Genomic DNA, 22,177 nt, shown 5'->3' on the forward strand with positions numbered 1-22,177 from the left:
TCAGTAGACGCGCAGCAGGCGCGAGCGGCATTCGAAGTGCGGGTTGCGCACGTCGATGACGTAGACCTCGCCGGTGGTCTCATCGAAGTTGCCGGCGAGGAGCCCCGCGGCGGCGAGCGCGGCGAGGTAGACGTTGTCCGTGGCCTTCTTCATGTCGCTGGCCTTTCGCGTGTAGACGACGCGGCCCTCCACGGCCCACACGCTGCGGATGCCGTCGGTGTGCACGCCCATGGCGTCCGGGGGCGGCGCGGCGGACTTGCCCAGCGCGGGCGGGACGGACTGGAGCACGTAGTCGTCGTAGGCGCGGTTGCCGCTGCGGCTGATGAGCTTCACCTCGCGCAGCAGGCCGTCCGGGCCCTGGTTCAGCTCCAGCGTGACGGTGAGCTTCATCGTGCTGACGCCGTGGGCGAAGTCCTGGAGCTCCTCGCCCGCCTGGGACTGGGCGCGCAGGCGGTTGTAGCCGGGCTCGTCGCGGGCGCGCTTCGCGACGAGCTCGCCCGGCTTGGGGGCGCTGCGAAGTCCGGGCATGCTCCCGGGGCTGCCGCTGGCGCCGAACTGCCGGGCCTTCTCCGCGTACGAGTACAGGAGCTGCTTGGGGAAGCTGGGCATGTCGAAGAGGGGCGGGGCTTCCATCTGCTTCTCCAGCTGCGCGCGCAGCTGCCCGAAGTAGGGGTGCACGCGGCCGGTCTCCACGCGGTCCCTCGCGCGGCGTTCGTCGATGATGCCCTGCACGCGCTCCGACACGAGCGCGCGCTCCTCGGCGGCGCGGGACTCGGCGGACAGGCTGGGGTCGCCAGGGCGCAGCGTGCGGCCTCCGCCCCGGGAGTTCTCCGGCGTCGTGATGATGACCCCGCCCGGGTTCGAGCCGGGGGAGGGGAGCAGGTTCGGAGACAGCGTGCCCGGAGGCTGCGCACGGGGTGCGTCCGCGGTGGGAGCCCGGGTCGCGATGTCCAGGCGCGGAACGTCCTCCGCCGGTGCGCGCGGAGCGTCTTCGGCGGGAGCGGGCTCGCTCTTCGCGACGGGAGGCGGAGGCGGCTCCGGCGGTTCGCGGTTCGCGGTCGCTGGCGGTGCCTCCGGCTGCGCGGCCTTCACCGGTGCGCGTGGTTTCGAAGGGGGTGGCGGCTCACGCGTCGCGATGCCGGACGGTGGCGTGGCGGGCTCCTGGACCGGAGTGACGGAAGGGGAGGTGATGATCTCCACCTCGACCGCCTTCGCGCGCACCTGCGCCGTGCGTCCGTTGGATGACGGATGAGGGTCCAGCGCCCACAACAGCCCGAAGAGGAGGGCGTGCAGCGCCAGCGATATCAGGGCCCATCCGAGACGTCGCAACCGCCGCATGCTCGGACACTGAGCAGAAAGGGGCCCCTGCCTCAACACAATGCACTCCCTGCGTTCGTGAACCGACGTCCCACCCGGCGAGCAGGCGACCCTTCAACGGTTGAAACGTCCCCCGGGTGACTCGACGCCCGCCGTGACACCTGCTGTGCTGCTGGCCTCCTCGTGCCTCCCATGCCCCTCGCCTGCCTGGACGAAACCACGTTCATGGACCTCCTGCTCGGGACGCTGCCTCCCGACAGGGCCGCGCTCGTCGACGAGCACCTGGACACGTGTCCCTCCTGCCGGCGCATGGTGTCCGAGGCGCTGAAGGTGCAGCCGCCCGTGGAGGAGGGGCCCGTTCCGGAGGAGGAGGTCCTCGACAGCCAGCTGGCGACGCTGGCCGTGGACCCGTGGCGCGGGAAGAAGCCGCGCCTGCGCCTGCCCACGCCGCCCCTGGCGCGCGGCACGGCGGTGGGGCGCTACCTCATCCTGGAGATGCTGGGCGTGGGCGGGATGAGCGTCGTGTACGCCGCCTATGACCCGGAGCTGGACCGCCGCGTCGCGCTCAAGCTCCTCCAGGTGGAGGCGCTGGGGCTGGGCGCGGAGGCGGGCCGCACGCAGGTGCTGCGTGAGGCGAAGGCCATGGCCCGCGTCTCCCATCCGCACGTCGTCTCCGTCTTCGACGTGGGCACCTTCGGCCGGCAGGTCTTCCTGGCCATGGAGCTGGTGGACGCGCACACGCTGCGCAAGTGGGAGCACGACGGTCCGCACCCGTGGCGCCAGGTGGTGGAGGTGTTCCTCGCCGTGGCCCGGGGGCTCGCCGCGGCGCACGCGGTGGGCGTGGTGCACGGCGACGTGAAGCCGGAGAACATCCTCGTCGGGCAGGACGGCCGCGTGCGCGTCACCGACTTCGGCCTGTCGCGCATCATGTTCGGCGCCGTGGTCCCGGCCCTCACCCCCGGAGGCCCCGACCATCCGCGCGCCATGGAGGGCGGCACGCCCGCGTACATGGCCCCGGAGCAGTTTCCGCCCGAGGAGCGCACCGACGCACGAAGCGACCAGTTCGGCTTCTGCGTCGCGCTCTACGAAGGCCTCTACGGCGAGCGCCCCTTCGCGGGCAGCACGGTGGAGGAGCTGTCCCAGGCGGTGCACGCGGGGCGCGTGAAGAGCGTGCCCCGGCACTCGGGCGTGCCGCAGTGGCTGCGCAAGGTGGTGGTGAAGGGCCTGTCGGTGAAGCCCGAGGACCGCCACGCCTCCATGGAGGCGCTCATCGCCGCGCTGGAGTCGGACCCGGCGGCGCGCCGGACCCGGCGGCTGCGCGTCGCGGGCGCATCACTCCTGCTCCTGTCCGCGGTGGGGCTCACGCACGTGCTCCACGGCCGCGACGTCACGGGCTGCGAGGGCGCCGCGCGCGCCATGGACGGCGTGTGGGACGCGCCCCGGCAGCAGGCGGTGGAGGCGGCCTTCGTCGGCACCGGGCGCCGCTTCGCGCACGACGCCTTCCGGCACGTGCGCCGGGGATTGGATGCGTACACCGCCGCGTGGGTGACGACACGCACGGCGGCGTGCGAGGCCACCCGCGTGCGCCACGAGCAGAGCGAAGCGGTGATGGCGCTGCGCATGCGCTGTCTGGACGCGCGGCTCGCGGACGTGGCCGCGCTCACGCAGCTGTTCACGCAGGCGGATCCGGACCTGGTGGAGCGGGCGCCCCGCGCGGTGGAGGGGCTGACGACGCTGGCGGGCTGTTCGGACGTGGAGGCGCTGACGTCGCGAGGCCACTCCGCGCCGGACGACCCCGCCGCCAGGGACCGCACGGTCGCGCTGCTCCAGGCGCTGGTGGACGCGCGGGCGCTGCGCGCCGCCGGCCGCTATTCGCAGGGCGTGGCGCGCGTGGAGCCGGTGGCCCAGGCCGCTCGCGCCGCGGGGGACTGGTCCGGCGCCGCGGATGCGCTGCTGCTGCTCGCGGAGCTGAAGGACGGGGCAGGGGACTACCGGGGCGCGGAGGCCACGGTGCTCCAGGCCGCGTGGACCGCGGAGGCTGGCCGCAACGACGACGCCGCCGCTCGCGCGTGGACGCTGGCGGTGCGCGTGACGGGCGAACGGTTGGATCACTACGCGCAAGGGCAGCAGGCCGCGGAGCGAGCCAGCGCCGCGGTGGAGCGTCTGGGCGGCAGCAGGGAGCTGGCCGGGGCGCTCGCGATGAACCTGGGCCGGCTGTTGTCGCGTCAGGGCCGCTACCCGGAGGCGCACGAGCAGCTCACCCGCGCGCTGTCCTTCCTGGAGAAGCGCTTCGGTCCGGAGGCCCTGGAGGTCGCGGACGTGCGCGTGGAGCTGGGCACCGTGCGCCGCTCCCAGGGGCGCGCGGAGGAGGCCCTGGGCCTCTATGAGCGCGCGCTGGGCACCGTGCGAGGAGCGCTGGGGCCCGAGCATCCGGACGTGGCGCGCATCCGGCTGGAGCAGGCCAGCGTGCGCTGGCAGCAGGGTGACTTCGTGCAGTCGGAGCGGCTGGCCCGGGGCGCGCTGGCGCTGCTGGAGCGCTCGCTGGGGCAGGACCATCCGCAGGTGGCGGACGCGCTCAACAGCCTGGCGCTGGCGCTGCAGTACCAGGGCAAGCGCGAAGAGGCGCTGCCCCTGTACGAGCGCGCGCTGCGCATCGCGGAGACGACGGAGGGGCGCGACAGCTCCACGGTGGCCATCATCGTCAACAACATCGGCACGCTGCTGGTGCACATGGGCCGGCTGGAAGAGGCCACGCAGCGCTTCGCCACGGCGCTGGCGCAGGTGGAGAAGAGCCTGGGCCCGGACCACCCCACGCTGGCGCTGGTGCTGCGGGGCATGGGCCAGACGCTCAGCTACCGCAACCAACCGGACCAGGCGCTGCCGTACTTCCAGCGCGCCGCCGCGCTCCAGACGTCCCTGCCCGACGACGTGAACGGCGGCTGGACGGGAGCCCTGGTGGACCTGGGACGCACCTACATGGTGCTCGGCCGTCCGCGCGAGGCGCTGGTCCCGCTGGAGAAGGCCGTCACGGGGTGGGAGCGCGCCCGGCCCCGTCCAGCGGAGCGCCCCGCCGCGCGCTACATGCTGGGCCGTGCCCTGTGGGACGCGAAGCAGGACCCGGCCCGAGCGGTGCGGCTGGTCGCCGAGGCCCGCCAGGAGGCCGCCGCGCTGCCGGACGAGGAGTCCTCCGTGCCGGAGCTGCGCCAGGCGATGGACCGCTGGATCGCCAGGCTGCCCCCCGGCGCGCGCAGGGACCTCAAGGCCGCCATGGCCACGCCCAAGCCCGCGGACCCCGCGAGGGATGCGCTCGTCCGATAGGCGCCCCAGCCAAGGCCACGGGGCAGGCGCGCACGGGCCGCGTTATACGGGGGGTGGAATGACGCTCCTCACCACGGACTCCCCTGTCGCCGCGCTCCCGCTCGAAGCGGGCGTGGACGCCCTGGCCTCGCTGCTGCGCGGACGCCGCGTCGTGGTGCTCACCGGCGCCGGAATCAGCACCGAGTCCGGCATCCCCGACTATCGCGGCCCGGAGACGCGCCACAAGGTGCGCAACCCCATCCAGCACCGCGAGTTCCTCCACAAGCCGGAGGTGCGCCAGCGCTACTGGGCGCGAAGCCTGCTGGGCTGGCCGCGCTTCACCTCCGCCCGGCCCAACGACGCGCACTTCGCCCTGGCCACGCTGGAGAAGGCGGGCGTGGTGCCCGGGCTCATCACCCAGAACGTGGACGGCCTGCACCACGCGGCCGGCAGTGAGCGCGTGCTGGAACTGCACGGCGCGCTGTCCCGGGTGCGCTGTCTTGCGTGTAGCGCCCAGGAGCCACGCGCGTCACTCCAGGCGCGGATGCTGGGCCTCAACCCGGACTTCGCGCACACCGTCGTGGAGCTGCGTCCGGACGGCGACGCGGAGCTGTCCCAGGAGGCCCTGGAGGGCTTCCACGTCCCCGCGTGCACGCGCTGCGGCGGGACGCTCAAGCCGGACGTGGTGTTCTTCGGTGACAACGTCGCGGCGCCGCTGGTGCAGGACGCGTTCGCACTCGTGGAGGAGGGGGACGCGCTGCTGGTGGTGGGCTCGTCGCTGACGGTCTACTCCGGCTACCGCTTCGTCACCCGCGCCGCGGAGCGGCACATTCCCATCGGCATCCTCAACATCGGGGAGAGCCGGGGTGACGGGCTCGCGGATGTGCGCGTGGAGGCGAGGGCAGGGGACGTCCTGCCCCGGCTCGCCCAGGCGCTGACCCGCGCCTGACGCTCCTCCTCCCACACCCGCCGTGCAGCCGGGCGCCGGGGCTTCGCGCGCGGCACCGAATGGGCACGCCCGGGGAGGGGCCAGGTGTGCCATCATCCCCGGCTTCGCGAGGCACGCGCGCCATGCCGTGCCCGGGACGGAGACACAGGGCCGATGGACACCGGACGCCCCCTGGGCGGCAGGTACGCGCTGGAGCGCAGGATTGGCGGCGGTGGCATGGGCGCCATCTGGCGGGCCGTCGACCTGCAGCTCCAGCGGCACGTGGCCCTCAAGCTCATCGCCTCCGACGTCGTCGCGCGCACGCCGGAGGCCCACCGCCACTTTGAACAGGAAGCCCAGGCCGTGGCCCGGCTGCGCCACCCGCACGTGGTGCAGGTGCATGACTCCGGCGTGGACGGCGGCGTGCCGTACATCGTCATGGAGCTGCTGGAGGGCGAGGACCTGGAGACGCGCCTCACCCAGCAGGGGCGCCTGTCCCCGGCCCGGGTGGCCGCGCTCGTCACGCCGGTGGCCCGGGCCCTGGCGGCGGCGCACGCGGCGGGGCTCGTCCACCGGGACCTGAAGCCCGCCAACCTCTTCCTCGCCCACGTGGACGGGGAAGAGGTGGTGAAGGTGCTCGACTTCGGGCTCGCGCGCTCGCTCGACCCGTCCCGCGCGCCCGTCCAGGCCGAAGGGCTCGCCGGCACGCTGCGCTACATGAGCCCGGAGCAGCTGCGCGCGGATCCGGACCTGGACGCGAGGGCGGACCTCTGGTCGCTCGCGGTGGTGCTCTACCGCGCCCTCACCGGCCAGTTCCCCTATGGCCCCGAGTCCGTGGGCGCGCTCCTGCGTGGCACCTTCCATCCGCCCGCCGTGCCCGTCTCGCAGCTGGTGCCGGAGCTGGGCGCGGCCGGGGACGCCTTCTTCCAGCGCGCGCTGCACCCGAAGCCGGAGCAGCGCTTCACGTCCGCGCGCGAGCAGGCCGCCGCCTTCGTCGCGCTGGTGGACGCGGGCCGCGCCACGCAGGCCGCCACGGTGCTGGTGGTGGACGACGAGCCGGACGTGGAGCTGCTCATGCGCCAGCGCTTCCGCCGGCACGTGCGCGACGGCGTCTACCGCTTCGTCTTCGCGCGCGATGGTGAAGAGGCGCTGGAGGCCCTGCGCCAGAACCCGGACACGCACGCCGTCCTGTGCGACCTGAACATGCCACGCATGGACGGGCTCACCTTCCTGTCGCGCGTGGGGGAAGTGGATCCGCTGGTGAAGGTCGTCATGGTCTCCGCCTACGGAGACCTGCCCAACCTGCGCACGGCGATGAACCGGGGCGCGTTCGACTTCCTCGTGAAGCCGGTGGACCTGGACGACCTGGAGTCCACGCTGGCCAAGACGGTGCGGCATGTCGCCGAGCTGCGCCGCGCGGTGCGCTCCACGGAGGAGAACGCGCTGCTGCGCATGTTCGTGAGCGGCGGCATCGTGGACCGGATGCTGCCGCTGGTGCGCGGCCCCGGCGGGCTCGCGGGCGAGCAGCTGGACGCGACGGTGGCCTTCCTGGACGTCGCGGACTTCACCGCCGTCACCCGCGAGCATCCGCCCGAGTCCGCGCTGCGCCGGCTCAACGCCAACTTCGAGGTCATCCTCCCGGAGCTGGAGTCGCGCGGCGGCGTGGTGGACAAGTTCCTGGGCGACGCCGTGATGGCCGTCTTCCAGGGCGAGGGCCACGTGTCGCGCGCGCTGGACGCGTGCCTCGCGGTGAAGCAGCGGCTGCAGGGGCTGGCGTGGAGCGGCGGAGACGCGTCCCCGTACGCCCACGGCGTCTGCATGGGCGTGGACACGGGGCCCGTCGTCTCCGGCAACGTGGGCGCGGCCGGGCGCGGGCGCCTGGACCACACGGTGCTGGGGGACGTGGTGAACACCGCGGCCCGGCTGGCCACCGTGGCCGCGCGCGACCAGGTGCTGGTGAGTGAAGCCCTGGCCACGCGGCTCCAGGGCGCCTTCGAGTGCCGGCTCGCCGCAGACCGCCACCTGCCCGGGCCCGGAGGCCAGCCGCTCGCGGTGCGCGAGGTGGTGGCCCGCCTGGGCACCCCGTCCGAGTCCTCCACGGACCGCACCTCCGAACAGGTGGCCCCCGCCGTCCTGGAAGCGCCCGCCGCTCCGCCCCGGCCCGGGGCCTTCACCGCCAAGGGGCCCGCCTGACGCATGCGCGTCATCCTCAATCCAGGCCAGGTGGATGAGCGGGTGGTGATGCTGCCGGAGGGCACCACCACCATCGGCCGCACGGAGGAGAACGGCATCCGCGTGCCACACCCCAGCCTGTCCCGGCGCCACGCGCGGCTGGAGCGCGCGGGCGGGCGCGTGGTGCTGGTGGACCTGGACAGCAAGAACGGCAGCTTCGTGGGGCCGCACCGCGTGTCGCGCCAGGAGCTGGGCCACGGCCAGTCCTTCCGCTGCGGCGAGGTGTGGTTCCGGCTGGTGTCCCTGGACACGCCGCTGCCGGACGGCTGGGGCCCGCTGCGCACGCAGCCTTTGGAGACGCGCTTCTCCGCGGGCCCCATGGAGGCGCTGCTCGACACGCGCTCGCCGGACCGCACCCGCGACAAGCTCCAGGTGCTCCTCAAGGTGGGCCAGATTCTCTCCTCCCCGGGCCCGGTGGACGGGCTGCTGGAGCGCGTCGTCCAGCTCGTCTTTCAAATCTGGGCGGTGGACCGGGCGGCGGTGCTGCTGGTGGACCGGGACACGGGGACGCTGGTGCCGCGCGTGTCCCGGGGCGCGCGGGGCGGGGCGCTGCCGGAGCGCTTCTACAGCCAGCACATCGTGGACTACGTGCACTCGCGCGGCGTGGCGGCCCTCTTCACCGACGCGAAGGACGACGCGCGGCTCGTGGGCGCGGACTCCGTCTTCCGGCAGGCCATCCGCGCCTCGCTGTGCGTGCCCCTGCGCACGCGCGACGCGGTGCTGGGCGTGCTGTACCTGGACAGCCTCACGCAGGGCGGCCTCTTCACGGACGAGGACCTGGAGTTCCTCACCGCCTTCGCCAACCAGGCCGCCATCGCCCTGGACCACGCGCACCTGGCGCGGCGGCTGGAGGAGGAGGCGGTGCTGCGCAACGCCTACCAGCGCTTCTTCCCGCCGGACGTCGTGCGCCAGCTGAAGGCGCTGAGGGGCGTGCCGCTGGAGGTGCGCGAGGCGAACGTCACCATCCTCTTCTCCGACATCACCGGCTTCACCGCCCTGTCCTCGCGCCTCAAGCCCCGGCAGGTGGTGGACATGCTCAACGCGTACTTCCCTGTCATGGCGGACGTCGTCTTCCGCCACGAGGGCACGCTGGAGAAGTACATCGGCGACGCGCTGATGGCCGTGTGGGGCGCCCCCTTCGCCCGGCCGGACGACGCGGACCGGGCTGTGCGCGCGGCCGTGGAGATGCAGCGCGCCCTGGCGGACCTCAACGCCCGCTGGAGGGCGGAGGGCGTGCCGGAGATTGAAGTCCACATCGGGCTCAACTCCGGCCCGGTGGCGGCGGGCAACATCGGCTCGGAGCACTACCTCCAGTACGCCACCGTGGGAGACGCCACCAACGTCGCGTCCCGCGTGTGCGGCGTCGCGCGCCCGGGCGAGGTGCTGATGACGGACGCCACGCGCGCCCTCTTGGATCCGAACGCCTTCGTGCTGGAGCCGCTGGAGCCCGTGAAGGTGAAGGGCCGTGAGGAGCCGCTGTCCCTCTTCCGCGTGCGCGGCTGAGGGCTACTCCGCGTCCTGCCCCAGCCGCTCCGGCTGGAGGAGGATGATCTGCCCGCCCTCGAAGCTGAGCATCCCCTCGCGCACGTAGTAGCGCAGCCACTTGTTGACGCTCTCGCGGGTGACGCCGCACAGGTTGGCCAGCTCCGACTGCGTGAGCTTCGGGGTGATGACCAGCCCTTCGGGGCCCTGCTTCCCCTGCGTCTTCGCCAGCTCCAGCAGCACCCGCACCAGGCGGCTGCGCGCGTCCAGGAAGGCCGAGTCGTAAACGAGCTGCGTCGTGCGCCGCACCAGCCGGCTCATGTTCGCGAGCAGCGCCAGGCTCACCTGCGGCCGCGTCTCCAGGTAGCGCCGGAAGTCGTCGCGCTGGAGCGTGAGCAGGTGCGCCTCCTCGCGCGCCATGGCGTCCGTGGAGCGCATCTCGCCGTCCAGGAGCGACAGCTCTCCGAAGGCGTCTCCCCGGTCCAACAGCGCCAGGGTGATTTCGCGCCCCTCGCTGGAGGAGAGCCGGATGGCCACCTGGCCGCGCCGGATGATGAACAGCGCGGTGCCCACGTCCCCCCGATGGAAGATGACCTCCCCCCGCGCGAAGCGCCGGGGCTGGAGGAGCGACGACATGTTCTCCAGGTCCTCCCGGCCGAGGCTTTCAAACATGGGGATTTCGGCCAGCAGCTGCGCGTAGGACATGAGGGGAACCCCATTCTGCCCGCAATCCCCGGATGCAGGTAGGGAAGCCTCCCATCCAGGTCGGGCGGACAAGTCCGGCGGGTGTGAACGTCTTCACACCGGGCCTGTGGGCCGCTTCACAGATCGAAACAGGGGGTCCCGGTACTGTTCCTTCATCGCAGCACGGGAAGCAGGGGGGCCCGCGCAGCAGCGACACGGTGAGTCAGGGAGTCGGGGGACTTCTTAGCCCACCGCGGCGTGCGCGGGAAATGGGGGGGACCGCAGGGGCTGGCACATAGAAGGGGGAAGCGTCGAGTTTCTGAGGGGGAACTCGACGCGAATACGAGTGCCGGCTCCCGCTGGAGCCTGAGAAGCAACTGAACCCGGGCCTGGAGGCCCGTCGCTCCGGGGGGAGTGACGGCCTTCAAGTCCGGGTTGTTTTATTTGGCCAGGGCCACCGCGGGCGCGAGCGTCAGCGTGGACTCGCGGTGCTTCTCCACCGCCTCGCGCGTGTGGAGCATGGGGTGGAACTCCACCTTGCGGTTGAGCTCCATCAGGTCATCGCGGTGCTTGTGGAACAGGTGCTCCGACTGTCCCGGCGCGTGGATGGACACGGAGCGGGACAGGTCCGCCAGGTCCACGATCATCCGCAGCGCGGTGCCGTGGACCACCTTGAAGGGGTGGCTCCAGAGGAACGACGCGCCGTCCACGGAGTAGTTGTCACCCCGGGCCGGCACCGGCGCGCTGTTGAAGACGCGGCGGATGGGGCCGGGGATGGCGGGCCCGCCCAGCGTCTGGTGCGCGTACGTCAGCTGGTGCACCTGGCCCCAGGCCCAGGCCTCCGGCTTCGGGCCGTACGTCTTCACCAGCCACGCGGTGGCCACGCCCAGCGCCGCGCGGAGGATGTCGTCGCGCGTCTCCTTCTCCGGCGTCTTCGGGTCGTCCCACCAGGCGCTGTCCGGCTGGGACATCAGGCCGATGACGAAGGGCATGTGCAGGCTGCCATGCCGTTCGTACTGGCCCATCAGGTATTCCTTCACCAGCGACGGCTCCAGCTTGTGCTGGAGCAGCTTGCGCAGCACCTCGATGTACCAGGCCTGGAACACCGTGGCTCCCACGGCCTCCGGCTCGAAGCGCAGGTCCCACGCCTTCAGCGCCTCCACCGCCTGGCGCTGCATGTCGTCCGCCGGAAGGGCCGCCGCCAGGAAGTAGGGGCGCAGCGCCTCCGCGGGCAGCGAGTACGTCTGCGCCTGGATGTCCCGCATGGAGTCCACGGTGTGCTGCGTGCCGGCCTCCAGCAAGTCAGTGATGCGTTTCGCGCGGTAGCCCGGGAACCAGTTGTGCGCGATGAGGTGCGGGTAGTCGTCGGACGTGATCTTGTTGTTCGCCGTGGCCGCGTAGCCCGCGGGCGGGTTGAGGGACGCGGGCAGCTCCTCGAAGGGGATGAAGCCCGTCCACTCGTTGTCGCCCGTCCAGCCCGGCATGGGCAGCAGGCCCTGGTGGCCCTGACGGATGGGAATCTTGCCCGTGGACTGGAAGCCCACGTTGCCGGCCGTGTCCGCGTACACGAAGTTCTGGCCCGGCCCCTCCCAGCGCTTCATGGCGGCGCGGAAGGACGTCCAGTCCGTGGCCAGGTTGAGCTGGAGCACGGAGTTGATGAGCGGCTGGCATTCACGGTGCGCCCACTTGAGGGACAGGGGCTCGCTGTCCTTCAGCTCCTCCGCCATCACCGCGTTCATCAGCGGGCCGTGGCGGGTGCTCTTCACCTCCAGCACCACGGGCGCGCCGCCCTTCACCGGGATCTCCTCGCGGCGCACCTCCAGGTCGTGCCAGACGTCCTGGTACAGGTACTTCCTGGGCGCCTTCGGGTCGTCCAGCTTCTCGATGTAGAAGTCCTGGGTGTCCGGCCCCAGGTTGGACATGCCCCAGGCCACCTTCCCGTTGTGGCCGACAATCAGCATGGGCACGCCGGGCAGGGAGAAGCCCACGTGCTGGAAGCGGCCGCCGTGCAGGCCGTTCTCGTACCAGGTGGACGGCATTCCCAGCGGGATGTGCACGTCGTTGGCGAGCAGCGGCTGGCCGCTCTTCGTGCGCTGCCCGTGCACCACCCAGTTGTTGCTGCCGGAGACGATGTTGGGGTCGCCCATCACCGCGTCCACGCTGTCCAGGCCGGACATGGCCTTCACGTCCTTGAGGCCCGGCAGGCGCGCCTCCTTGGGGACGATGAGCGGCGTCTCCGGCGCGTTCTGCGGCAGGAGGGCATTCGCCACCTCCTCACCCACCGCGGCGACGAGCCGCGCGCGGAAGAGCTCCAGGCGGTGGTTGCCGCCCAGCATCATCGCCAGCAGGTTGCCGCGCGCGAGCGTGTCCACGGGCGTCCAGGGCGTGGGCTCCGTGCCCATCACGGTGAACTCGTACGACAGCGGCTCCGCGGCGATGCGCGCGTTGATGCCCGCGCTGTACGCCTCCACGATGGCGCGCGCCTCCGGGTCCACCTGCTCCCAGGACTTCTCCGCCATGTGGCGCAGGCCCATGGTGCGCAGGAACCGGTCCGCGCCCAGGCCCATGGCGCCCAGCAGGCTCGCGAGCCGGCCGTCCACCAGCCGGCGGCCCATCTCCAGCTGCCACAGCCGGTCCTGCCCGTGCACGTAGCCCTGGGCGAAGAAGAGGTCGTGCTCGTCGTTGGCGAAGATGTGCGGCACGCCCCACGTGTCGCGCACCACCTCCACCTTGCCGTGCACGCCGGGCAGGGTGAGCGTGCCCTCCTCGCGCGGCCAGCGGCGGCGGGCGAGCCACGGGCCCACGCCCGGGGTGGCCACGGCCATGGCGGGCGGCAGCATGCGCATCATGCGCAGGACCATCGAGAAGGCACTCATGACGCGGAGGCTCCGGCGGTGGGGGCGTTGGGGGCGGCGGTGTCGTCAGTGGCGGCGGGCGGCGTGTCCGGCAGCGCGTCCGGCAGCTCCTTGTCCAGGTTGCGCAGGCGCGGGTTGAGCCACCCGGCCGCGACGTTCGTGAGCGTCAGGAGGCCCAGGACGATGAAGATGACGGCGATGCCGCGCCCCGGGCCCACGCCCAGCAGGCGGCCCATGGTGCTGGCGAGCGCGCCCCCCTCGCGCATGGCCGGCTCGAAGAGGCCATCCGCGAGCGGCCCCGCGATGAGGGCCGCGAGCGGCGACACGCAGAGGATGATCATCCGCTTCACGGCGGCGGCGCGGCCCTGGAGGTCCGCGGGAATCTTGCGCTGCCAGATGGACTGGATGCCCGCCATCACGGGCGGCATGGTGAACAGGTAGAGCGCGGCGGCGGCGGCGACCAGCGGCACGCTGGGCGACGGCGCGGCCATGAAGAGCACCACGCCCGAAAACGCATGGAAGCCGAGGATGCCGTACAGCGGGTTCTTGGGGCCGCCCCACACGCCCATGCCGATGCCGCCCACGAGCGCGCCCACGCCCGCGATGGACGCGATGCGGCCCAGCGTGGAGATGTCCGTGAAGGCGAGCACCAGGGGGGTGATCAGCAGCACCACCAGGTCCATGCACAGCACGGCCACGCCGGTGAAGGCCATCAGCGACAAGAGCCCCTTGCGCGCGCTGATGAAGCTCCAGCCCTGCTTCATCTCCGTGAGCAGCGACCCCTTGCCCTGCTGGCCCGCCTCGGAGGCGACGGGCCGGGGGAAGCGGACCATCAGCAGGGTGGTGACGGCGATGAAGAAGCTGCAGACGTCCACCGTCAGCACGCCCACCAGTCCCACGCTGTCGATGAGCGCTCCCGCGATGATGGGGGAGAGGATCTGGCTGGCGCCGCTGGCCACCTCCGCCATGGCGTTGGCGCGGCCCAGGTGCTGCTTGGGCACGATGAGCGTCACCGTGGCGAAGAAGGCCGGCCAGCGGAAGGCGCCGAAGCACGAGCCCAGGGAGACGGGCAGGTAGAAGTGCCAGGTCTCCAGCTTGAACAGCCCCCGGTCGCTGGCCATCAACATGGCGAAGATGAGCAGCGTGGTGAAGCCGTTGCCCAGGTCCGCCAGCAGCATGGCGCGGCGGCGGTCCCAGCGGTCGATGAGCGTCCCCGCGATGGGGGACAGCACCACCATGGGCGCGAGCGCGAAGAAGGACAGCAGCGCGAACTGCGTGGTGGAGCGCGTGTCGAGGAAGACCTTCGCGCCCACGCCGAAGGACGTGAGGCCGGAACCGAGGATCGAGATGAGCTGCCCGAACCAGGTGATCCAGAAGACCCGCATGGGCTGGGTGATGGTCAGGCGTTGCGCGAGGCTCATTCCACGTCTCTTTCTCCTGGGGGGCAGGAGGGTCAGGGGCCCGCGCACCGTACTACGGGAGTGCGCGCGGGCCCGGCGTTGCCAGGGGGGATTTCAGCTCTGCTCCAGCTCCGCGAGCATGGCTTCCAGGGCTTCCGGGTCGAGCTGGCTGGCGCTCGCCTCCACGATGGCCACCGTCATGACCTCCACGGTGGGGGACTCGAAGAGGGCGCGCATGGACAGCTCGACCTGGAAGGCCTCGCGGATGCGCGACAAGAGCTGCACGCCCAACAGCGAGTGGCCGCCCAGCTCGAAGAAGTTGTCGGTGATGCCCACCGACTCCACGCCCAAGAGGTCCTGCCAGAGCGCGGCGACCTTCTCCTCGGTCTCGTCGCGAGGAGCGACGAAGGCGTTGGCCAGCGGGGGACGCGGGTGCTTGCCGCTGCCGCTTCCACCCGCGCGGGCCGGAGCCGCGCCATCGCGTGCCGCCTGACGCCGCGCCTCCAGTGAGCCCAGCGACGCGAGGTAGCGTCCACCGGTGGGCTGGGTGAGGAGCGCGCGCAGGAGGCGGAAGCCCTCGGTGGGAGGGATGACGGCGTCGGGCCGGAAGCCCTCGCCCACGCCCCACACGTCCCAGTCCACGGTGTACCAGCGGGTGCCGCCCAGGCGGGCCTGTCGCACCGCCAGGGCGTCCATGCCGGCGTGCGCCGCCGCCACCGCGCTGACGGCCATGCCGCCCAGCACCACGGTGAGGGAGGACTGCACGACGACGAAGTCCGGACGCCGCGAGGCCAGCGCCTCCGCCAGCTGCGTGAGGCCCCCGAAGCGGCCGGCCAGCAGCGGGGTGGTGGCCTCGGGCGAGGCCTCTCCCACGGAGATGCGGGTCGCCATGCCGCCGTCGCCCGCGGCGTAGAAGACGCCGTCGATGCGGCCGAACTTCGCCTCCGCCAGCTGGAACGCCTTGTCCAGCTGACCGGGCACGCCCGCGTCCGCGCGCAGCGCCAGCACCTGTGCGCCCGCCTTCTCCAGCGCGCGCATGCGGTCGATGGCCTTGGACGTCGCGTCCTGGGCGTCATGACCCGCGCGCCACGCGTCCCATTCGCCAGGGGCGGGCAGCGTGCGGCGGGACAGCAGCACGAGCTTCGGCTTCACCGCCTGCGTCAGCTGCTCCGCGAGCGCCTGGCCCACGCGGCCCAGGCCACCGACGATGACGTAGACGCCGCCGTCCTTGAGGCCGCCGTGCTCCGTGGAGGCCGGGACGTCGAGGGTCTCGAACGCCTCGACGTGGCGGTACGTGCCGCGCAGCGCGACCACCGGGTCCTTGCCGGTGGCCAGCTCCGTCACCAGCCGCTCCAGCCACGGGCCGGACGCGGACTCATCCGGCGCGGGCCAGGTGACGTCGACCGAGCGCACGGTGAGGCCGGGGTACTCCTGCGGCAGCACGCGGCTGGCACCGACAGCGGCCGCCTGCCAGGGCAAGAGCGGCTCCTCGCCCGTGACGTCCTGGGCGCCGGTGGTCACCACGTCCAGCGTCACGGGCGTCTTCGCAGCGCCCGGGCCCACCGCCTTCGCGAGCGCGAGCAGCCCGTGGAACGACGTCGTGAGCCCCGACTCCAGGTCGCGCGGCTCCTTCACCAGCGGCCACAGGTACGCGACGTGCGCGGGCGTCCAGTCCTCACCGCGCAGGCGCTCCAGGTGCTCACCCAGCGCGTCCCCCAGGGCATCCGGAGACGCGGGGTCCACGGCGAAGCGCTTCGTCACCGGATCCGACGCGCCCTGTCCCGCGACGAGCGACACCACGTCCGCGCCCGCCTGGCGTAGGCGCTCCGACACTCGCGCGGCCACCGGCGAGTCCGCCTCCAGCACCAGCCAGCGCTGGCCGGAGAGCGGCGGCACCTGCGGCGAGGCGCGCGTGCGCGACCAGGCGGGGACGGTCAGCTCCACGCCCTGCGTCGTCGCGGCCTTCGCGGCGACAGCGGCGCGAGGCATCGCGGGCGGCGGACCCTTGAGCAGGTCGTAGCGCTCGCGCTGGAAGGGGTAGGCGGGCAGGGGGATGCGGCGGCGGGACTCGCCCTTGTAGACGCGTCCGGCGGTCGTCTTCGCGCCCGCGAGCCACAGCTTCGCGAACGCGTCCATGGCGTGCGTGAGCGCGTCCTGCTGCGCATCGCGCGGCGCGGGCAGCGTCGTGAGGATGGCCGGGAAGGTGCCCTCCTGCGCGTTGCGGCGCACCAGCGTGGCCAGCGCGTTGCCGGGACCGACCTCCAGGAAGACGTGCTCGGGGTCGTTGAGCAGCAGCGTCGCCGAGTCCTGGAAGCGCACGGCGTCACGCAGGTGGCGCGCCCAGTACGCCGGGCTCACCGCGTCCTCGCGCGTCACCCAGGTGCCGGTGACGTTGGACAGGTAGAGGTCCTTGGGCTCCTTGCGCGCGACCTTCGCCACCGCCTGGCGGAACTCCTCCACGATGGGGTCCATCATCTGCGAGTGGAACGCGTGCGACGTGTGCAGCCGCGACACCTCCACCTTCTGCGCCTCCAGCTTCGCCTGGAGCGCGTCCACCGCGTCGGCAGGGCCCGCCACGACGGTGAAGCCCGGCGCGTTCACGGCGGCCACGGAGATGCGCGCGTCCATCAGCGGCGCCAGCGCCTCCGGCGTCAGCCGCACGGACAGCATGGAGCCGGAAGGCAGCGACTGCATCAGCCGGCCACGCGTGGCCACCAGCGCCAGCGCGTCGTCCAGGCTGAACACGCCCGACAGGCACGCGGCCACGTACTCACCGATGCTGTGGCCGACCATCGCCTGCGGCGTCACGCCCCACGACGCCCACAGCTTCGCCAGCGCGTACTCGATGACGAATAGCGCGGGCTGCGTGAGCGACGTCTGCTTGAGTTGCTCGGTGGCCTTCTCGCGCGCGTCCGCGGCCGGGTACAGCACCGTGCGCAGGTCCAGGCCCAGGTGCGTCTTCAGCTTCTCCGCGCACGCGTCCACCTCCGCGCGGAAGACGGGCTCCTGCTCGTAGAGGCCGCGGCCCATGTCCACGTACTGCGAACCCTGGCCGGAGAAGAGGAACACCACCGGCCGGCGCGTGTTGGTGCCCGAGCCGCCCAGCAGCCGCCGAGCGTCCCGCAGCGCCGCCTTCGCGTCCGCGACGTCCTTCACCACCACCGCGCGGCGGTGCTCATGGACGTGACGACCCACCTGGAGCGTGTAGGCCACGTCCGCCAGGGACGCGTTCGGGTTCGCATCCAGGTGCGCGGCCAGCCGCTCCGTCGCCGCATCGAGCGCCGCGGGCGTGCGGGCGGACAGGGGCAGCACGTGCCACGGGCGCTTGGACGGCGCGGGGGCGGCCGCCTTCGGGGCCTCCTCCAGGATGACGTGCGTGTTGGTGCCGCCAATGCCGAAGGCGCTCACGCCCGCGCGGCGCGGCCCGTTCGCGGACGTCCACGGCCGGGGCTGCGAGGGCACGAAGAAGGGGCCCGCGTCGAAGTCGATGACCGGGTTGGGCTTCTCGAAGTGGGGGCTCGCGGGAATCTCGCCGTGCTCCATGGCGAGCACCGTCTTCACCACGCCCGCGATGCCGGCCGCCGCGTCCAGGTGGCCGATGGCCGCCTTGAGCGAGCCCAGCGCCACGCGCTTCTGGCCCGTCTCCTTGCCGCCGAAGGCCTGGTTGAGCGCGGCCACTTCAATCGGGTCGCCCAGCGGGGTGCCCGTCGCGTGGGCCTCCACGTACTGGATGTCGTCCGGCGTGACGCCGGCGATGGCCAGTGCCTCCGCGATGACCGCGGCCTGGCCTTCCACGCTGGGCGCGGTGAAGCCCACCTTGCCCGCGCCGTCGTTGTTCACCGCCGTGCCCAGCAGCACGCCGTGGATGGTGTCGCCGTCCTTCAGCGCGTCGGACAGACGCTTGAGCACCACCACCGCCGCGCCCGCGCCGCGCACGGTGCCGTTGGCCTTCGCGTCGAACGCGCGGCAGTAGCCGTCCGGCGAGAAGATCATCCCCTCCTGGTAGAGGTAGCCCGCCGTCTGCGGGAAGGACACGGACGAGCCGCCCGCGAGCGCCATGTCGCTCTCACCGGACAGCAGGCTCTGGCACGCCAGGTGGAGCGCCACCAGCGAGCTGGAGCACGCCGTCTGCACCGTCGCCGCGGGGCCGCGCAGGCCCAGCCGGTGGGACACGCGCGTGGCCACGTAGTCCTTGTCGTTGGCCAGCATCACGCCGAACGAACCGGCCGCGTCCATCAGGTCCGGCTGCCGCATCAGCGCGCGCAGCAGGTACGAGCTCAGGCTCACGCTCGCGTAGACGGCCACCGCGCCCTTGAAGCGGCCCGGGTCATAGCCGGCGTTGTCCAGCGACTCCCACGCGCACTCCATGAAGATGCGCTGCTGGGGGTCCATCAGCTCCGCCTCGCGCGGGCTGTAACCGAAGAGGCCCGCGTCGAACTCCGTCGCGCCCTCCAGCACGTAGCTGGAGCGCACCCACTGCGGGTGGGCGCGCAGGGCCTGGGGAACGCCCGCGTCATCCAGCTCCGCGTCCGTGGGCACACGGCGCGCGTCGCCACCACGGCGGAGCATCTCCCAGAAGCCCTCCAGCGTCTGCGCACCCGGGAAGCGGCCCGACAGGCCGACAATCGCGATGCGCTCCTCGCCACCACCCACTGCGTCACTCATCCGCGTCTCCATCCGTATCCACCCGCCCGCGCGAGGCCACCGCGCGGCGGTTGACCGTGCGTCGCGCCTCGGCACGGGAGCGGCCCGCCTGCGCCGCGTCCTCCGAGGGCGTCTCCTCCCGGCGCGACAGCCGCGCCGCCAGTGCCCGCACGGTGGGGTACTGGAAGAGGTCCGTGAGCGCCAGCGTCACGCCGAGCTCCGCCGTCAACCGGCGGTGCAACTGGAGCGCGAGCAGCGAGTTGCCACCCAGTTCGAAGAAGGGGTCGTCCAGGCCCACCCGCTCCACGTGGAGCAGGTCCTTCCACGCCTGGGCGATCTGCTGCTCGATGGCCGTCCCCGGCGCCACGAAGGGCCGGGACGGATCCACGCCACCGGCCTCCGGCGCGGGCAGTGCCTTCCGGTCCGCCTTGCCGTTGGGGCTGAGCGGCATGCGCTCCAGCACCACGATGTTGGACGGGACCATGTACTCGGGCAGGCGCTCCAGCAGGTACGTGCGCAGCGCCGCGCCCTCCGGCTTCGCGTCCTTGCCGGTGACGTAGGCCACCAGCCGCTTCTGGCCCGGCCGGTCCTCGCGCGCGAGCACCACCGCCTGGCGCACCGTGGGGTGCTTCTCCAGCGAGGACTCAATCTCGCCCAGCTCGATGCGCAGGCCGCGGATCTTCACCTGGAAGTCCGCGCGGCCCAGGTACTCGATCTCGCCGTCCGGCAGCCACCGCGCCACGTCGCCCGTGCGGTACATGCGCGCGCCCGGCACCGTCGCGTACGGATCCGGGATGAAGCGCTCGGCGGTGAGAGAGGGCCGCGCCAGGTAGCCGCGCCCCACCTGCACGCCGCCGATGTACAGCTCGCCCGCCGCGCCCTGGGGCACCGGTTGCAGCTCCGCGTCCAGGATGCGGATCTGCGTGTTGTCCACCGGCCGGCCAATGGGCACGGAGCGGCGGCCGTCGTTCGCCTTGCACGCGTGGAACGTCACGTCCACCGCGGCCTCGGTGGGGCCGTAGAGGTTGTGCAGCCCCGCGCCGGGCAGCGTGCGCAGGCACAGCTCCTTCAGCTCCAGCGGCAGCGCTTCACCGCTGCACACCACGCGCTTCAGCGACGTGCACTCCGCCACGCCCGGCTCGTCCAGGAAGGCCTGGAGCATGGAGGGCACGAAGTGCAGCGTCGTCACGGACGCGGAGGAAATCAGCGCCTTGAGGTAGGCCGGGTCCTGGTGCCCGCCGGGCTTCGCGACCACCAGCTTCGCGCCGGTCATCAGCGGCCAGAAGAACTCCCAGACGGACACGTCGAAGCTGAACGGCGTCTTCTGGAGCACCACGTCCTGGGACGTGAGCCCGTACGCGGACTGCATCCACAACAGGCGGTTCACCACCGGGCCATGGGCATTCATCGCGCCCTTGGGGCGGCCCGTGCTGCCGGACGTGAAGATGATGTACGCCAGCGAGTCCGCCGTGGCGGTGGGCGCGGGCGCGGTGGTGGGCTCGCGGGCAATCTCCTCCCAGCCCGTGTCCAGCTTCACCACCTTCGCGTCCGACGCGGGCAGCCGCGCCAGCAGCCGGTCCTGCACCAGGAGCACCGGGGGACGCGCGTCCTCCAGCATCCAGCCCAGGCGCTCCTGAGGGTAGCCCGGGTCCAGCGGAACGTACGCGCCGCCCGCCTTCAGCGTGCCCAGGATGCCCACCACCATCTCCAGCGAGCGCTCCACGCACAGGCCCACGCGCACTTCCGGGCCCACGCCGTGCTTGCGCAGCGCGTGCGCCAGCTGGTTCGCGCGGGCATCCAGCTCGCGGTAGGTGAGGCGGCTGCCCTCGAACTCCAGGGCGACGGCGTCCGGCGTGCTCGCCACCTGCGCATCGAGGAGCGAGGTCAGCGTCGCGCCCTTCGGGTGCGCTACGGCCGTGTCGTTCCAGCCGTGCATCACGCGCTGGCGCTCGGCATCGGGCAACAGCGGCAGGCGGGAGATGGGCACGTCCGGCTGCGCGACAATGCCTTCGAGCAGCGTCAGGTAGTGGCCCAAGAGCCGCTCCGCCGTGGAGCGCTCGAAGAGGTCGGTGCTGTACTCGGCGGTGACGCGCAGGCCCTGCGGCAGGTCCACCAGCAAGAGCGACAGGTCGTACTTCGTCGTGCCGGTGTCCACCGGCTTCGCCTCCATCACCACGCCCGGGGCCTCCAGGGCCGGCATGGGCGCGTTCTGCAGGACGAACATCACCTGGAAGATGGGCGAGTGGCTGAGGTGCCGCTCCGGCTTGAGCGCGTCCACCAGCCGCTCGAACGGGATGTCCTGGTGCGCGTACGCGTCCAGCGTGGACTCGTGCACCCGGCGCAGCAGCTCGTTGAACGTGGGCTTGCCGGACAGGTCCGAGCGCAAGGCCAGCATGTTCACGAACAGGCCGATGAGCCCTTCGACCTCCGCGCGAGGACGGCCCGCGATGGGCGTGCCCACCACGATGTCGTCCTGCCCGGTGTAGCGGGACAGCAGGACGTTGAAGGCGGACAGCAGCGTGACGAAGAGCGTGCGGCCCTCGCGCTGGCCCAGCGCCTTGAGCGCCTGGGTGAGGGCGGGGGACAGGTGCATCACCTGCCGCTCGCCCTTGGAGCTCATCAGCGCCGGACGCGGCTTGTCCTGCGGCAGCTCCAGGAGCGCGTTCGGGTTGAGGCGGTTCTTCCAGTAGGTGAGCTGGCGCTCCAATTCCGCGCCCTGGAGCCATTCCTTCTGCCACGCCGCCCAGTCGGAATACTGCAGGGGCAGGGGCTTGAGCGGCGAGGGCTGCCCCTCCAGACAGGCGCGATACAGCACGGCCAGCTCGTGCACGAGCACGCCCATGGACCAGCCGTCGGAGACGATGTGGTGCTGATCCATCAGCAGCACCTGCTCGCCGTTGCCCAGGAGCATCAGCACGGCGCGCAACAGCGGCCCCTGCTCCAGGCTGAAGGGCTGCTGCGCCAGCGTCACCACGCGCCGCTGGGCCTCCGCCTCACGCTCCGTCACCGGCAGCCCCTGGAGGTCCATCACCTCCAGCGGCACCTCGCCCGTGGCGGCGATGATCTGCGCGGCGCCGCCCTCGCGCTCCTGGAAGGTGGTGCGCAGCGTGTCGTGCCGCTCCACCAGCAGGGCCAGGGCGCGCTGGAGTGCGTCCGTGTCCACGGTGCCCGTCAGGCGCACCGCGGTGGGCATGTGGAACGCCGCGCTGCCGGGGCTCCACTTGTCCAGGAACCACATCCGCTCCTGCGCGAAGGACAGGGGCGCCTGCTTCGAGGCAGGTCGCGACTTGTCCTTCAGCAGCTGCGCCAGGCGTGCTCGCTTCTCTTCGGGCGTCATG

Annotated in this window: 10 protein-coding genes; 4 read left to right on the plus strand and 6 right to left on the minus strand. The window is 72.3% G+C overall.

Annotated features, from left to right (window positions below; translation table 11 throughout):
• Positions 1 to 1,329, minus strand: a complete 1,329-nt coding sequence (locus tag D7X96_RS40870) for a hypothetical protein (protein ID WP_244219535.1) — start codon at positions 1,327 to 1,329, stop codon at positions 1 to 3.
• A gap of 180 nt (positions 1,330 to 1,509) precedes the next feature.
• Here D7X96_RS40870 and D7X96_RS41445 point away from each other — a divergent pair, with 180 nt between their 5' ends.
• The 4 genes from D7X96_RS41445 (at position 1,510) to D7X96_RS11480 (ending at position 9,277) form a co-directional block, all read left to right on the plus strand.
• A complete protein-coding gene (locus tag D7X96_RS41445) occupies positions 1,510 to 4,635 on the plus strand; it encodes a serine/threonine-protein kinase (protein WP_120550719.1) in 3,126 nt (1,041 codons plus the stop codon).
• A 58-nt stretch (positions 4,636 to 4,693) separates the two neighbouring features.
• On the plus strand, positions 4,694 to 5,563 hold the full coding sequence (locus D7X96_RS11470) for an NAD-dependent protein deacetylase (RefSeq protein WP_121769708.1): 870 nt from the start codon (positions 4,694 to 4,696) through the stop codon (positions 5,561 to 5,563).
• Positions 5,564 to 5,716: 153 nt separating this feature from the next.
• Complete coding sequence (locus D7X96_RS11475) at positions 5,717 to 7,735, plus strand: protein kinase domain-containing protein (protein ID WP_121769709.1); 2,019 nt, start codon at positions 5,717 to 5,719, stop codon at positions 7,733 to 7,735.
• Positions 7,736 to 7,738: 3 nt separating this feature from the next.
• The gene (locus tag D7X96_RS11480) at positions 7,739 to 9,277 is read left to right on the plus strand and encodes an adenylate/guanylate cyclase domain-containing protein (protein WP_120550722.1); all 1,539 of its coding nucleotides are present in this window, start codon (positions 7,739 to 7,741) and stop codon (positions 9,275 to 9,277) included.
• Positions 9,278 to 9,280: 3 nt separating this feature from the next.
• On the opposite strand, the gene D7X96_RS11485 is transcribed toward D7X96_RS11480, so the two are convergent.
• The 5 genes from D7X96_RS11485 to D7X96_RS11505 form a co-directional block, all read right to left on the minus strand.
• A complete protein-coding gene (locus tag D7X96_RS11485) occupies positions 9,281 to 9,961 on the minus strand; it encodes a Crp/Fnr family transcriptional regulator (RefSeq protein ID WP_014398530.1) in 681 nt (226 codons plus the stop codon).
• Positions 9,962 to 10,380: 419 nt separating this feature from the next.
• The gene (locus D7X96_RS11490) at positions 10,381 to 12,816 is read right to left on the minus strand and encodes a penicillin acylase family protein (RefSeq protein WP_121769710.1); all 2,436 of its coding nucleotides are present in this window, start codon (positions 12,814 to 12,816) and stop codon (positions 10,381 to 10,383) included.
• Complete coding sequence (locus D7X96_RS11495) at positions 12,813 to 14,216, minus strand: MFS transporter (RefSeq protein ID WP_121769711.1); 1,404 nt, start codon at positions 14,214 to 14,216, stop codon at positions 12,813 to 12,815. The genes D7X96_RS11490 and D7X96_RS11495 overlap by 4 nt, the downstream gene beginning before the upstream one ends.
• Positions 14,217 to 14,309: 93 nt before the next feature.
• On the minus strand, positions 14,310 to 18,860 hold the full coding sequence (locus D7X96_RS11500; RefSeq protein WP_158626573.1) for a type I polyketide synthase: 4,551 nt from the start codon (positions 18,858 to 18,860) through the stop codon (positions 14,310 to 14,312).
• The gene (locus D7X96_RS11505; RefSeq protein ID WP_121769713.1) at positions 18,853 to 22,176 is read right to left on the minus strand and encodes a non-ribosomal peptide synthetase; all 3,324 of its coding nucleotides are present in this window, start codon (positions 22,174 to 22,176) and stop codon (positions 18,853 to 18,855) included. The genes D7X96_RS11500 and D7X96_RS11505 overlap by 8 nt, the downstream gene beginning before the upstream one ends.
• Position 22,177 lies beyond the last annotated feature (1 nt).

This window comes from Corallococcus interemptor, from assembly GCF_003668875.1.
GTDB lineage: Bacteria > Myxococcota > Myxococcia > Myxococcales > Myxococcaceae > Corallococcus > Corallococcus interemptor.

What these genes read in the sequence shown, in the direction of transcription:
- D7X96_RS41445 (WP_120550719.1), top strand. Translation starts at nt 1,510, where the DNA reads ATGCCCCTCGCCTGCCTGGACGAAACCACGTTCATGGACCTCCTGCTC.
- D7X96_RS11470 (WP_121769708.1), top strand. Translation starts at nt 4,694, where the DNA reads ATGACGCTCCTCACCACGGACTCCCCTGTCGCCGCGCTCCCGCTCGAA.
- D7X96_RS11475 (WP_121769709.1), top strand. Translation starts at nt 5,717, where the DNA reads ATGGACACCGGACGCCCCCTGGGCGGCAGGTACGCGCTGGAGCGCAGG.
- D7X96_RS11480 (WP_120550722.1), top strand. Translation starts at nt 7,739, where the DNA reads ATGCGCGTCATCCTCAATCCAGGCCAGGTGGATGAGCGGGTGGTGATG.
- D7X96_RS11485 (WP_014398530.1), bottom strand. Translation starts at nt 9,961, where the DNA reads ATGTCCTACGCGCAGCTGCTGGCCGAAATCCCCATGTTTGAAAGCCTC.
- D7X96_RS11490 (WP_121769710.1), bottom strand. Translation starts at nt 12,816, where the DNA reads ATGAGTGCCTTCTCGATGGTCCTGCGCATGATGCGCATGCTGCCGCCC.
- D7X96_RS11495 (WP_121769711.1), bottom strand. Translation starts at nt 14,216, where the DNA reads ATGAGCCTCGCGCAACGCCTGACCATCACCCAGCCCATGCGGGTCTTC.
- D7X96_RS11500 (WP_158626573.1), bottom strand. Translation starts at nt 18,860, where the DNA reads ATGAGTGACGCAGTGGGTGGTGGCGAGGAGCGCATCGCGATTGTCGGC.
- D7X96_RS11505 (WP_121769713.1), bottom strand. Translation starts at nt 22,176, where the DNA reads ATGACGCCCGAAGAGAAGCGAGCACGCCTGGCGCAGCTGCTGAAGGAC.